Here is a 14,061-nt window from a genome sequence, read left to right on the forward strand (position 1 = left end):
ATATGTTACGATTTCAGCATAGTGAATATTTATGGGCACTGGTGCTCCTGTTGGTTTTACAGGTGGCCTTCCTGGGCGTGTCGTGGTGGAAACGCCGCTCTATACGCCGCATCGGGGATCAGGCACTGGTAGAAAAACTCTTTACCGGCTACTCCCGCAAACTGTTTATATTAAAGTTCCTGCTTATTTTCCTGGCTTTCTTCTTCGGCGTAGTTGGATTGGCCAACCTGCAGAAAGGCAGCCGCATGGAAAAAATCACCCGCAAAGGCGTGGATGTGATGATAGCGCTGGATGTAAGTAAAAGTATGCTGGCTACGGATGTGCAGCCGGACCGCCTTACCCGCGCCCGCCAGCTCATCAGTAAGCTGATGGATAAACTGGATAATGACCGCGTAGGCCTCGTGGTATTTGCCGGTAACGCTTATCTGCAAATGCCCCTCACCGTTGATTATTCTGCTGCCAAAATGTACCTCAGCACCGTATCCCCGGACATGATCCCTACACAGGGTACCGCCATTGGTCAGGCAATACAGGTATCCGACGACGCTTTTAACAAAAAAGAACGTAAGCATAAAGCCCTCATCATTATCTCTGATGGGGAAGATCATGATGAAACTGCTATCCAGCGTACCAAAGCCGCTTTTGAGAACGGCGCCGTTACCAATACCATCGGCATCGGTTCTGTAGCGGGTTCTCCTCTGCCGGACCCGGAAACCGGGAGCTATAAAAAGGACAGGGAAGGCAATACCGTTATTTCCAAACTGAATGAAGCGGAGCTCAGAGGCATTGCTGCCGCCGGCAAAGGCATTTATCAGCACCTGGATAATAATACCGACGACGTAGTAAATACCCTTGTCAATAAGATAGACGGCATGGAGCAGAAAGAATTTGGAGAGAACGTATTCACCGACTACAACAGTTATTTTCAGTATTTCCTGGGTGTATGCCTGGCATTGCTGCTGATTGAATTTTTTATTCCTGAAGTTCGCTTCAAGCGCACTCCTGAATCACCGGCAGTTTAATTCATTACTCATGAAAATCATTTTTATAAAATATAGTTTCCTTATTGCAGTAATGCTCGCCAGCCTTACCGGCTTCGCGCAGAACGGCTCCAATAAGTATATCCGCAAAGGCAACGAACTGTATAAAAAACAACAATACACCGATGCGGAAGCCAATTACAAAAAAGCGCTGGAACAAAACGCCCAATCCGCCGAAGGCAGTTATAACCTAGGTAACTCCCTCTATCAGCAAAAACGTTACGATGATGCACGCGCGCAATATGCCAACAGCCTGAAACTGGGTGGCAAACCAGCCATCAAATCCGACGCTGATTATAATATCGGCAATACCTTCATGGAAGGCAAAAAATGGGAAGAAAGCATCAAATCCTACAAACAGGCATTGAAGGTCAATCCCTCCGATGAGGATGCCCGTTATAATCTCGCCTATGCCCAGGCCATGCTGAAAAAACAACAGCAAGGCGGCGGCGGCAACGATAAAAAAGATAACAAAGACAAGGACAAGAATAAAGACAAGAACAAAAACGATCAGAACAAAGACAAAAATAAAGATCAGAACAAAGACCAACAGGATAAAGACAAGGATCAAAACAAAGACCAGAACAAGGACCAGCAGAATAAAGACCTGGACAAAGGCGATAAAGACAAAGAGGATCAGCAGAAGCCGGAGCCACAACCCAGCAAGATGAGCAAGCAGGAAGCAGAACGCCTGTTGCAGGCTTTATCACAGGAAGAAAAGAAATTGCAGGACAAAGCGAAGAAAGTAAAAGGTCAGATTGTACCAAAAGACAAAGACTGGTAACATTTTCATCCTCTCCATATCAAACATCCCAAAGCTGGTAGTCCCGCTTTGGGATGTTTTATTTAGGCGCAGAAGGTACACTGCCGGTGTATTTCTTATATGCCTTAATGAAATGATTCTGATCGTAGTAGCCATTATCCAGGGCTATACCGGTTAATGGCTGCGCCGCTTTATGCACATCGCTCCACGCATGCAAAAAACGGATATTACTGATATAATGTTTGGGAGTAACGCCGGTGGACATACGAAAATTCCGCTCCAGCCATTTGTAGTTTACTTTCAGGGCTTCACAGATATCCGCTACGGCTATTTTTCCTCCACATTGCCGGATCATCATCGCCGCCGTTTGAAGCAGGTAATTACCCATGACGTTGCGGGGTATCCATCGCTCCAGGAATGCGTTCAGCACCCCGGATTGCCGCTGCGGGGATCCGGCCGCTCTTATCTCCTGTAACAATGGCCGCCATGTTGCCGGTAACGGCGCCAATGGCGCGTCCGTTTGCGGCAGCAGTGGCTTTAACCAGGCCCACCCATCTGCTGTAAATTTTACTACCAGCAGTCGGGCGCCGGGGGTAATATCTTCGAGGTAAGTATTTTCCAGGATTCCGCTGCAGAAAAAACCCTCACTAATAGTAAAGTTATGCCGCCCGGTAAACTGGACGCTACGCCGGTTCAGCAAAAATACCAACGCCGGTTGCCCGTCTAACGCAGCCAATATTTTCCTGTTGTGTAGCTGTGTATACCAGCAATAGCATTCCACCACCCGCAACAGTGCAGATGATGGCGGCAAGGATCTCACCGCCGCTGATGGCTGATGACAAATAAGATGTGCAAGAATATCTACCGGCATAACCATCCAAAATTAGGAATAAACCAGCAACCCATTTTACAAGTGTCTAAAATTTACTATTACCGCTGTTTCCTTCTGAATTTCTTTGCAGAAAAGAAAGAATATGATCCTGCCGATCATCGCCTATGGCGCCGCTATATTAAGACAACGATGTGAAATAATTATGCCCGCAACAGCCGGCACAGGGGAACTGATCCGTGATATGTGGACCACACTGGAACGGGCTAACGGAGCGGGTTTGGCCGCACCGCAGGTGAACAGGCCGGTACGCCTTTTCATTGTTTCCACAGACGATTTTAAAAATGTATTTATTAACCCCGAAATATTGTGGTACAGCGAAGACACCACCTATGATGCAGAAGGTTGTCTCAGCATTCCGGATATCTGGGAAGATGTGCCACGCGGAGCTGCCATTACAATACAATACCAGGACGAACACTTTATAAAGCACACCGCCACTTTCAGCGGAAACATCGCGAGGGTTATACAACATGAATATGATCACATCAACGGAAAACTCCATCTCGATTATCTATCTCCCTTAAAAAAAAAGCTGCTGAAAAATAAACTACGGGCCATCACAAAAGGCAAGGTAAAAACAGCTTATCCCATGAAATTCCTTTAAAAAACTCAAAGCAATCCATCTAATCCTCCTAATCCTGAGTAAGACAACATACGCGCATAAAAAAACCGGAATAGGAATATTCCGGCCGTTTTACCTAAACCTACAATTGTTACGCGGCGTAACAATTCTCTTCGTGTTTTAAAGCAACAGCGCCCCTTGCGGAAGCGCTGTATTGCCTGATTCATCAGGGAAGTATGTTTGCCTGCTATCCGTCACTCTTTACCTTGCCGAATACAGTCTGTTAAATGATTCTTTTGTCCGTTGATTCCTGTTTTTTTCTGACGATTCATTTACCTGTTGATCCATTTTTCCTGCAAACAACTTCCCCCCTTTAAACACACATTATTTTGCAACTGCCGTTAACGGCGTTCCTTCTTTTATTTCATCACTGCCATTCTGTACCAGCTGGTCGTTGTCGGACAAATCACCAAAAACCTCCACCTGGCCGTTGGATTCATTTCCACATTTCACCGGGATCCACACGGCTTTGTTATTCACCGACTTAATCACAAATACCCTTTCTGAATTACTGATGATGGCAGATTTAGGCACGATGTACACATCTTTCTTGCCCGGCATTGGCATCAGCACTTCTGCATACATACCCGGAAGCAGGCGGGCTTCTTTGTTGGCCACATCCATTTCCAGTATTTCAGAACGCAGCTTTACGTCCAGGCTACCGGCTATACGGGTTACCTTCGCCGTAAAAGTGTCTCCCGGCAAGGACTTCACGGTAAAACGCACGTCACCGGCGTGGTGGGCATCATCTGTATAGATCTCAGGCACGGCCACGGACAAACGCAGTTTTTGCTGTTCTTCCAAACGGAACAACGGTTTATCTGAACCCTTGCCTGCAGGACCTACGTAAGTGCCTGGGTGCACATTACGCTGGCTGATCACTCCGCTGAACGGAGCGCGGATCACCAGGTAGCCCAGCATTTGCTGTACTTCATGGTAAGAAGAGCGGGAGGATAACAATTCCGCGCTATCGGCGCTCATTTTCTCAAACGCCATATCCAGGTCGTTGGGGGAAATGGTACCCGGCACTTTACTGGTTTTGAGCAAACGGTCGTACGTGGCACGACTGGCGCGAAACATCGCTTCCTTTGTATGAAGCCTGGATTGCGCCTCCAGCAATTGTGTATTCATTTCCGGCGCATCCAGCGTTGCCAGCACCTGGCCGGCAGTTACCTGGCTGCCCAGGTCTACATTTACATTTTTTACATAGCTGTTCACCTTTGCATAGAGATCGGCAAATTGAAACGGCTTTATTTCTCCGGGTAATTTCAGGGATGCATCCAGCTGGCTTTTTTGCAGGTGAATAATTTTCACCTGAACACCTCCGTCTTCTTTTTCATTTTCATCGTCTGCCCGGGAACTGTGACAGGAGGTGAAATACAAACCGGCAGATAATAATGCAGCAGCTGTCATGACCCGATACGACAGGCTGTATTTATTTATATTCATGATATTGATATGTCGTTTAGTCATTATAGTTATACCTGTGTTAAACGCGTGCCGCTCCCGGAACATAATACGGGCTGTTTTCATCTTCAGGGTCCAGTGATACCGATTTCACGGTTGACTTCTGCTGTACCCATGCGAAGATCAGCGGTAAAATAAACAGGGAAGCAAAAGTGCTGGCTATCAACCCGCCAATTACCGCGCGGCCAAGCGGCGCTGTTTGATCGCCCGCTTCACCCAGTCCCGATGCCATCGGGATCATACCTGCTACCATGGCGATGCTCGTCATGAGGATAGGACGCAGCCGGATAGAAGTACCTTCCAGTGCAGATCTGCGGGCATCATGATTTTCCAGCCGCAGCTTCTCTGCGTTGGTGATCAGCAGGATCGCATTGGCTACCGACACGCCCACCGACATAATAATCCCCATATATGATTGCAGGTTGAGCGTAGAACCCGTGATCAGCAACATGATCAGTGACCCTGCCAGTACCGCGGGGATCGTAGACACCACCACCAACGCTACTTTGAACGATTGGAAATTAGCCGCCAGCAATAACAGGATCACAATAATGGCTACCAGTAATCCCGACTGTAAACTATCCAGTGTTTCATTCAGCAGGTTCATCAAACCGCGCTTCTCTACGGTAATACCACGCGGTGGCTCGCCGGCACGTTTGATGGCCGCTGCTACAGCAGCAGAGGCATTGCCCAGGTCTTTTTTGTGAATATTGGCGCCAATAGAAACAATTCTCACAGCGCCGATACGGTCATATTCTCCCACCACGGTATCCGGCTGTAACGTAGCCACATCCCCCAGTGAAGGCCGGGTGTTGTTTTTGCTGATAGGAATAGCGGCCATATCATTAATACTCGACATCTCATTTTCCGGTACGGAGATCTGAACAAAATAAGACGTTGCATTTTTCTCATCCAGCCAGTTATTTTTTTCCGTAAAACGGCTGGAGGAGGTGGAAGCTGTGAGTGATTTAGCGATGTCTGTAACGCTTACACCCAGCTGTCCGGCCCTCTCCCGGTCAATGTTTATCCGGATAGCCGGGTAATCCATCGCCTGGTTGATCTGCACGTCCCGCAGGTAGGGAATCTTCTTCATTTCTGCCAATACCTTTTTCGCATAGGGTACGCTTTCTTTGAGATTTTTACCCATGATGGCAATTTCAATCGGCGTAGAGGCGCCCTGGCTCATTACCTTATCGGTAAGATCTATTGGCTCAAAGCTCATCTTCACTTCCGGCATCTGTTCATGGATCCGCTTGCGCAGCTTTTCTTTGAACTCATCCATGTTGATCTTAAAATCCTCTTTCATGTTCACCTGCAACACGGCTTCATTAGGCGTAGCCATAAACAGGTAAATGGGGTTGGTAGAATAGGACGATGGATGAGTACCGATGAAGGAAGAAGTAATGTCGATGTTTTTGGCGCCGACCACCTCCTTCAGAATTTCCGTGGATTTAATAAGCATGGTTTCCGTCCGTTCGAGGCGCGTTCCGGTAGGTTCTTTCAGCCTTAACTGGAACTGCCCGTTATTCAGTTTAGGTAAAATATCACGGCCTATAATACTCATACATAGCGCTACTATACCAAAAACCCCAATAAAGTAGGCGCCAATCACCAGCTTCCGTCTTTTCAGCAGCGTTTCCAGCCAGCCGATAAAGCGCAGCTTAAAGCGATCGAAGCCGGAAATAGTTTTGGCGTGTTGCTTTTCATCTGCAATTTCTGTTTCAATATACCCGGCTGTTTTATGCACGTCGTTGCTAGGCACATGTGGGTGGCCATGATGCTTGAATTTATTGGCATCCAGCATCCAGTTGGCGAGAATGGGCACCAGCGTTTGCGACAACAGGTAAGAAGCGATCATGGAAAAGCCGATGGCCAGCGACAGTGGCATAAACATCGCACGGGGCACGCCTTTCATGGTAAACGAAGGCGCAAACACCGCAAGGATACACAACAGGATCAGGAGTTTTGGAAAGGCGATTTCCTGGCACGCATGCCAGATTGCCTGGGCTTTGGGCTTCCCCATTTCCAGGTGCTGGTGAATGTTTTCAATGGTTACCGTCGACTCATCTACCAGGATACCGATGGCCAGCGCCAGCCCGCTCAGGGTCATGATGTTGATCGTTTGCCCGAAGAGCTTGAGCAACATTACGCCAATGATGATGGATACCGGGATGGTGATGATCACGATATAGGCGCTGCGCCGGTCGCCCAGGAACAGCAATACCATCAGCGCCGTGAGTACAGCGCCTATTACGCCTTCACTGATAAGGCTTTTCACGGCATTGATCACATACACGCTCTGGTCAAATACAAAGGAAATCTTTACATCTTCCGGTAATAATTTCTGAATATTGGGTAATGCTGTCTTCAGGTTATTTACTACCGTCCACGTGGAGGCATCTGCAGTTTTTATGATAGGTAGATATACAGAGCGCTTTCCGTTGATCACGGCGTAGCTACTGGTGATGTCTGCGGCATCTTCTACCTTTGCCACATCCCGTACAAATACGGTAGGGCCATCTCCCATTACCAGCGGAATATTCTCAAATTCCTTTACCGTGCGTATCACGGTGTTGGCGGGTGTGAGATAAGTGATATCGCCGATACGCACGTTGCCGGCCGGTGATATCTGGTTATTATCTTTTATAGCGGCTACTACCTGGTCGGCCGAAAGATGGTGACTGCGCATCAGTTGCGGATCCACATGGATCACGATAGTGCGGGAGTTACCGCCAAAAGGCGCAGGTGAAGTAAGCCCGGCAATCCGGCTGAACGATGGACGTACGACGGTCATAGCCAGATCCTGTAGTTCATTATTGGTGCGTGTGGGACTGCTCAGTGCCAGCTGACCGATTGGCAAGGTGGATGCATCAAAACGGATAATAAAGGGTGGTTGCGTACCCGAAGGCATCGATGCAAAGGCGCGATTGGCCATCGCTGTTACTTCCGCCGCGGCCTGGGCCATGTTTGTCCCTTCGTAAAAAGAGATCTTGATCATGGTAAGGCCCTGGATATTTTTGGCCTCAATATCTTTTACGCCGGTTACATACAGGAAGAGGTTCTGGTAGTTGGTGGCAATAAAGCCTTCCATCTGTTGTGGCGACATCCCTCCATATGGCTGTGATACGTATATAGCCGGCAGGTTAAGATCCGGAAAGATATCTATTTTAATATCCCGCGTTGCTTGAATACCAAAAAACAATAGTCCCATCACTACCACGATGATGGCTATCGGCTTTTGTAATGCGGTTTTAATCAGGTTCATACAGTTATATTCAGGAAATGATGCTTTCCGGTTAATTACAGTTGATTCAAAAACAATTGCAGATCCCCTACGGTAGCGGATTTATACAATATCGCCTGCCACACGCCATTGTATGCAATATCCCGGTCTGTTTCCGCGCGGTTAATATTGTACAGTGCCTGGGCCAGGTCGGCAATATTGGTCAGGCCGTTCTCATACAGGGTACTTTTCTGCAGGAAGGCGTCGCTGGCGGCTTTCAGGCCAATGGGCGCTTCCCGGTATTTCTTCACCGCATTATCTATCTGTTGTTCCGACAGCTGCAGCTGATGTTGCAAACGGCTGTAGGTTTGATTGTATTCATTTTTTAATCCTTCTGTGGTGTAGTGCTGACGGGCAACCTGCGAATGTGTGCGCCACAGATCCGTCACCGTCCACGAAAGATTGAGGCCCACGAGGTAATTGGATACCTGCGGCTTCACGCCCGACCAGTATGCCTGGCTGTAGTGGCTGAGATTAGCAGCGCCATAGTCGTAGTCAAACCCGGAACCGCGCGTTTGCATCACACCCATAAAGGACAGTCGCGGCATGGCATTTTTGCTGATCAGCTTTTGATTTGCGTCACTCAATGTTACGCGCGAACTGAACAGTTTCAGCAAGGGCTGATTCTTCAGTGATACAGAATCCTGTGCAGACACCGTTTCCAGCAGCTGGTTAGGTATCTTGGTAATAAACGTGGTATCCAGTGTAAAGTCCTGCGCAGGCACGTCCATCATTTCCGCGAGCTTGTTGCTTTGTGCATTTTCGTAATTCACAGCGTCTACCAGTGTCAGTTTCGCTTTGGATACTTCTGCGTTGGCGATGGAGCTGTCTACCCCGGCACTGAGCCCGTTCAATGCGCGGGAAACAATGATATGCTGCAGATCCTGCGCTCGTTTCAGGTTCGATTCCATGGAGCCCCGCAACCGCTGTGCTGCCAGCAGGTTAAGATATGCCCCGGCGATGCGTACCTGCTGTTCAAATTTCTCCTGTTCCAGGTCGGCCTGGTTGGTATACAATTGTTCTTTCGCGGCCTGCACTTTTGCGTGCTGACGGCCAAAGGTGACTACATCCCAGCTGATATTGGCCAGGTATAATCCACCGAAGGCGGCATTCCAGTTCTGTGATGGCAGGGCCGGCCCGGAAGCGCCGGTAGTCCAGCCTTTATATCCCCACATAGGACCATTTTCACCATTCACGGTACCATAACTATTCTGGGCGGCAAGGTTCAGATCAGGTAAGTATTCTCTTTTTACTGCACTGATATTTTCTATAGCTGCTTTAGCATAGTTTTCTTTTGCTTTGATGGACTGATAATTTTTCAATCCTGTTTGTAGTGCTTCCTGTAAGGTGAGCGGGCGGGGCTGACCCATCACGGCCACCGAACAGCAGCCTGCAATCACCAGCAGGCAAAGCGGTTTCCAGATGTTCATATATTAATCTATAGCGTCTTAAAAGCCGACTGATGCGGGCTCACAAATAAGAATGCAAATATAGAACGGGGTAAGTGGCGGGTGTTAGGACAAATCAGCTATTGACTTGGACTATTTGAACATCATATCCCGGAAATCCTGGGGAGAGATACCGGTATTGTTCTTAAAAAAGCGGCTAAAGTAAGCAGGGTCCTCGAATCCAAGCTCATAACAGATCTCCTTGACACTTTTGTGACTGAAGGCCAGGTTTCGTTTTGATTCGAGCACAATCCGGTCGTGTAATAATTCGGTGACGGTACGACCGGTGGTTTCTTTGGTAATTTCGTTCAGCCTTTTGGGGGTGAGGGCAAAGGCGCCTGCATAAAAGGCCACCTGGTGTTCTGTGCGGTAATGTTGTTCCAGCAGGCGGCGCAGCTGCACAACACGTGCGTCGTGCGCCAGCGGCATCATGGTTTCCGCGGCATTGCGTTTCTTTTCCCGTTCTATCAGCAACAGGAAGGCATTCAGGTAATGTTTCACAATGCCCTGGCTGCCGGCAGGCGCGCAGGATTTTTCCCTGCTCATCAGTTGTATCAGCCCCAGGAGAGACTCCGAGGTATGGCCGCTGGTACTGATGGGCCCGTATCCGTGCCAGTTATCGAAAAGCGAAGTAAAATCGTAAAGGGTTTCTTTATCGTGCTTATTGGTAAAGTAAAATTGTTCCGTGAAATACAGGAAATACCCTTCCCGCTCACAATCCAGCTGATGCACCTGTCCCGGGCGAAGCAGGAAGATCATATCATCTTCCACTTCATACCACACGAAATCCACCATGTGCCGTCCTTTCCCTTTGGTGATCCATATAATCTGAAAATGATCATGGCGGTGAGGCTGGTCCGTTAATTCATTGCGGAACATGCCCAGGGAAGCTACGTTGAACTGCCCGGAAAAGGGCAATTGCTGGTAAGGTATATCTATGCTTTTATTCAGTAACATACAGTGGCTCAAAAATACACTTTTATCCCCTATTTGTGCCCTTTGGCGCCCGCCGTTCGTGGAATTTAATGTAGCTTTAAGCTGCGGCTTTATTATACCACAGGTTTACTAACTTTGCTTCCGCAGGAAAACAAAAACAACGTATGCAGCTTTATTGCAACTCTCTGACAGAATACAAACGACTGGCCACACTGGAAGTAAAGGTGGGAGATCTTATCATCGGAAATTTTAACCCGGTCCGCATTCAAACCATGACTACCACCGATACCATGGATACCGCTGCTACCGTGGCGCAAACCATCCGTTGTATCGAAGCCGGTGCAGAACTGGTACGCATCACCGCCCCCAGTAAAAAGGAGGCCGATAACCTGCTGGTCATCAAAAACGAACTACGCAAACAAGGGTATACGACTCCCCTGGTAGCCGATATCCATTTTACGCCCAATGCAGCCGAAATAGCCGCCCGGATTGTAGAAAAAGTGCGGGTGAACCCGGGAAATTATGTAGATAAAAAGAAATTTGAACAAATCGATTATACCGACAGCGAATACCTCGAGGAAATAGACCGCATCCGCGAACGCTTCTCTCCCCTGGTAAAAATCTGTAAAGAATATGGTACCGCTATGCGGATAGGCACCAACCACGGCTCCCTGAGCGATCGGATCATGAGCCGCTACGGCGATACCCCGATGGGTATGGTGGAAAGTGCCATGGAATTTTTACGTATTGCGGAAGACCTGCAATACCGCAATATAGTGTTGAGCATGAAGGCAAGTAACCCGCAGGTAATGGTACAGGCCTACCGCCTGCTGGTACAAACGATGGAACAGGAACTGGGCCACTGCTATCCGCTGCACCTCGGTGTAACAGAAGCCGGCGACGGGGAAGATGGCCGCATTAAATCTGCTATCGGCATAGGCACACTCCTCGAAGATGGCGTAGGTGATACCATCCGTGTTTCCCTCACAGAAGATCCTGAATTTGAACTCCCGGTTTGTAAGGATATTGTGAAAAGATATACTAACCGCAACGACTATACGGCTATTCCGCCCGTAACAGATATCCCCTATTCCCCTTTCGAATACAAACGCCGCGAAAGCACGCCTGTAGAGAATACCGGCGAAAAGCAGGTACCGGTGGTAGTGGCAGATTTCAGCGATAACAACGGCTTACAGCCCGCCGATCTGAATGCCATCGGGTATACGTACGATGAGCCCAGCGATAAATGGAATATCGGGGATGCCGCCGCAGATTACATTTACACCGGCAAACAGTTACCTGCCTTCGGCCTGCCCGGCACCCTGCGGGTAGTGATAGATGCGGAGTATTGGCTGAGCATCGCCAATAAACAGGAACTGGTGCCTTACTTTGATGCCCGTCATTATGTAACCGCCTGCGAACAACAGGAAATCGGCCGTATCAACTTTGTACAATTCGACTGCAATCACCTGGATACCGAACATCATGAACAACTGCTGCTGCAACTGGGTAACCCCGCCGTAGCTGCCGGCACCGTACTTGTGGCCACCGCTTCCGGCAGCAATGCGATGGCGGCTATCAGGCGCCTGTTTATCTTATTGCTCAATAAAAATATCAGGGTACCTGTCATCATCCATAGTATCAGTAATCAGCCTTCGGCAGATGAACACCTGATCCACCATGCTACCGAAGCCGGCGCACTGCTGCTCGATGGCTTCGGCGATGGATTATGGCTGAGTAATCAACCCTCACAACCCGGCCAGCATGCCACGTTGAACAATATTTCATTCGGCATCCTGCAGGCTACGCGTACCCGCATTTCCAAAACGGAATATATCTCCTGCCCGTCGTGCGGCCGCACGCTATTCGACCTTCAGGAAACTACCGCCCGCATCCGCGCCGTGACCCATCACCTGAAAGGCGTAAAAATCGCCATCATGGGCTGCATCGTAAACGGTCCGGGTGAAATGGCCGACGCCGACTTTGGTTATGTTGGCAGCGGCGTAGGCAAAATTACTCTTTACCGCGGTAAGGAAATTGTGAAACGTGGCCTCAACAGCGATGTAGCCGTCAACGAACTGATAAACCTGATCCGGGAAAACGGCATGTGGGTGGAAAAAAACTGATTATTAAATCTGGCTTAAAAACAGCAGCAGCGGATACAGCAATGCTGGGAAAAGCTTAATTTTCATAAAACATATTTAATATGAAAAAGTTCCTCACCGGATTATTGGCCATGTTCATGGGTTTAACCGTAGCAATGGCTCAAACACCCGCCACCGCCAAAAAAGAAGCAAAACCAAAAACAGAAAAGAAAGCAGAGAAAGCAACACCTGCTACTCCCGCTCCAGCCGCTACTACTAAAACAAAGAAAGACGGCACACCGGATAAACGATATAAAGAAAACAAAACAGCCGCAGCTCCTGCAGGACCAACAAAGAAAGACGGAACGCCTGATATGCGCTACAAATCAAACAATAAAAGCGCAGGTAAGAAAAAAGCATAACCATTACCTGTTACTGAATCATAAATCTTTAAGCCCTGCACAGTCAATACTGTGCAGGGCTTTCTTTTTGAGTTATATTTTTCAACATGCAGCCTTTTACCTTTTATGCGGATCGCCAATAAGGATTGGAGCCCTGCCGGCCAGGGTATTTATAAACACTTCGGCTTTACGCCGCCTGAGTTGTAAGGTATTTTTGTATTTTTAGTGCATGTTCGATTTCAGACTCAGGGTATTTCACACCGTCGCCAAGCGTCTCAGCTTCACCAAAGCTGCAGAGGAATTATATATTTCACAACCGGCTGTTACCAAACATATTCATGAACTGGAGCAGCAACTGGGCATGGCGTTGTTCGAAAGGATCGGGAATAAAATAAAACTTACCCGCACCGGCGTGCTGGTAATGCATCACGCAGAAATTATTTTTACCGATTACCGCAACCTGGAGTATGATGTAAACCAGCTGAAACACATGCAGGGTGGCCTGCTGCCCATAGGCGCCAGCACTACCATTGCGCAATACCTGATCCCGCCGTTGTTGGCCAAATTCAACCAGCGGTACCCGGATGTTAAAACATCGCTCACCAGCGGAAATACAGAACAGATTGAACAGGCGTTATTTGAAAAAAGTATTCAGCTGGGTATCATTGAAGGCAGCTCTAAAAATCCTTTACTGAAATATGTGGAGTTTGCGAAAGATGAAATTATATTGGTCGGCAATATGAAGCATCAGTATGGCAATGGCGAACCGCTTGGCCCGGCCGATCTTAAAACTATTCCCCTGCTGATGAGGGAACATGGTTCCGGCACGCTGGAAGTGATCACCGAGGAACTGAAACGCCTGAAATTAAAGATCACCGATCTGAACGTAGCCATGTATATGGGTAGTACTGAAAGCATTAAATCCTACCTGCATCATTCGCCCTGTGCAGCCTTTATTTCCTCACAGGCCGTGCAGCGCGAACTGGAACTGGGCGAATTCAGGATATTACCGGTAAAGAATTTCAAACTGGTGAGAAAACTTCACTTCACCTATCTCCAGGGCTTACAGGATAAGCTCTGCCAGCTCTTCATCCGTTTTGCAAAACAGAACATGGTGGAGTAACG

Annotated in this window: 11 protein-coding genes; 6 read left to right on the forward strand and 5 right to left on the reverse strand. The window is 48.3% G+C overall.

Going from position 1 to position 14,061, the window contains the following annotated elements:
- Positions 1-2 precede the first annotated feature (2 nt).
- Together ACLHR0_RS06615 and ACLHR0_RS06620 are read left to right on the forward strand one after the other, a co-directional pair.
- Complete coding sequence (locus ACLHR0_RS06615; protein ID WP_436485466.1) at positions 3-1,022, forward strand: VWA domain-containing protein; 1,020 nt, start codon at positions 3-5, stop codon at positions 1,020-1,022.
- 10 nt (positions 1,023-1,032) lie between these two features.
- Positions 1,033-1,824 carry a tetratricopeptide repeat protein gene (locus ACLHR0_RS06620; protein WP_436485468.1) on the forward strand — a complete coding sequence of 264 codons (792 nt, stop codon included), beginning with the start codon at positions 1,033-1,035 and terminating at the stop codon, positions 1,822-1,824.
- Between the two features lie 58 nt (positions 1,825-1,882).
- Here ACLHR0_RS06620 and ACLHR0_RS06625 read toward each other — a convergent pair whose 3' ends face one another.
- Complete coding sequence (locus ACLHR0_RS06625) at positions 1,883-2,674, reverse strand: helix-turn-helix domain-containing protein (RefSeq protein WP_436485470.1); 792 nt, start codon at positions 2,672-2,674, stop codon at positions 1,883-1,885.
- A gap of 103 nt (positions 2,675-2,777) precedes the next feature.
- Between ACLHR0_RS06625 and def the strand changes: the two genes are divergently transcribed.
- Positions 2,778-3,299 (forward strand): peptide deformylase, encoded by a 522-nt coding sequence (gene def, locus ACLHR0_RS06630; protein WP_436485472.1) that lies wholly within the window; start codon positions 2,778-2,780, stop codon positions 3,297-3,299.
- 342 nt (positions 3,300-3,641) lie between these two features.
- Here def and ACLHR0_RS06635 read toward each other — a convergent pair whose 3' ends face one another.
- The 4 genes from ACLHR0_RS06635 to ACLHR0_RS06650 form a co-directional block, all read right to left on the reverse strand.
- Positions 3,642-4,766, reverse strand: a complete 1,125-nt coding sequence (locus ACLHR0_RS06635) for an efflux RND transporter periplasmic adaptor subunit (RefSeq protein WP_429042818.1) — start codon at positions 4,764-4,766, stop codon at positions 3,642-3,644.
- 40 nt (positions 4,767-4,806) lie between these two features.
- Positions 4,807-8,049 carry an efflux RND transporter permease subunit gene (locus ACLHR0_RS06640; protein WP_436485474.1) on the reverse strand — a complete coding sequence of 1,081 codons (3,243 nt, stop codon included), beginning with the start codon at positions 8,047-8,049 and terminating at the stop codon, positions 4,807-4,809.
- 35 nt (positions 8,050-8,084) lie between these two features.
- Positions 8,085-9,497 carry a TolC family protein gene (locus ACLHR0_RS06645; protein WP_436485476.1) on the reverse strand — a complete coding sequence of 471 codons (1,413 nt, stop codon included), beginning with the start codon at positions 9,495-9,497 and terminating at the stop codon, positions 8,085-8,087.
- Between the two features lie 111 nt (positions 9,498-9,608).
- Positions 9,609-10,472, reverse strand: a complete 864-nt coding sequence (locus ACLHR0_RS06650; protein ID WP_436485478.1) for a helix-turn-helix domain-containing protein — start codon at positions 10,470-10,472, stop codon at positions 9,609-9,611.
- A 143-nt stretch (positions 10,473-10,615) separates the two neighbouring features.
- Here ACLHR0_RS06650 and ispG point away from each other — a divergent pair, with 143 nt between their 5' ends.
- From ispG to ACLHR0_RS06665, 3 genes are all read left to right on the forward strand, one after another.
- Complete coding sequence (gene ispG / locus ACLHR0_RS06655; protein WP_436485480.1) at positions 10,616-12,577, forward strand: (E)-4-hydroxy-3-methylbut-2-enyl-diphosphate synthase; 1,962 nt, start codon at positions 10,616-10,618, stop codon at positions 12,575-12,577.
- An 80-nt stretch (positions 12,578-12,657) separates the two neighbouring features.
- Positions 12,658-12,957 (forward strand): hypothetical protein, encoded by a 300-nt coding sequence (locus ACLHR0_RS06660; RefSeq protein ID WP_370908719.1) that lies wholly within the window; start codon positions 12,658-12,660, stop codon positions 12,955-12,957.
- A 208-nt stretch (positions 12,958-13,165) separates the two neighbouring features.
- Entirely contained in the window at positions 13,166-14,059 is an 894-nt protein-coding gene (locus ACLHR0_RS06665) for a LysR substrate-binding domain-containing protein (protein WP_370908720.1), read from the forward strand.
- The last annotated feature ends 2 nt before the right edge of the window (positions 14,060-14,061 follow it).

It is taken from the genome of Chitinophaga sp. ARDCPP14, assembly GCF_051362515.1.
Lineage (GTDB): Bacteria > Bacteroidota > Bacteroidia > Chitinophagales > Chitinophagaceae > Chitinophaga.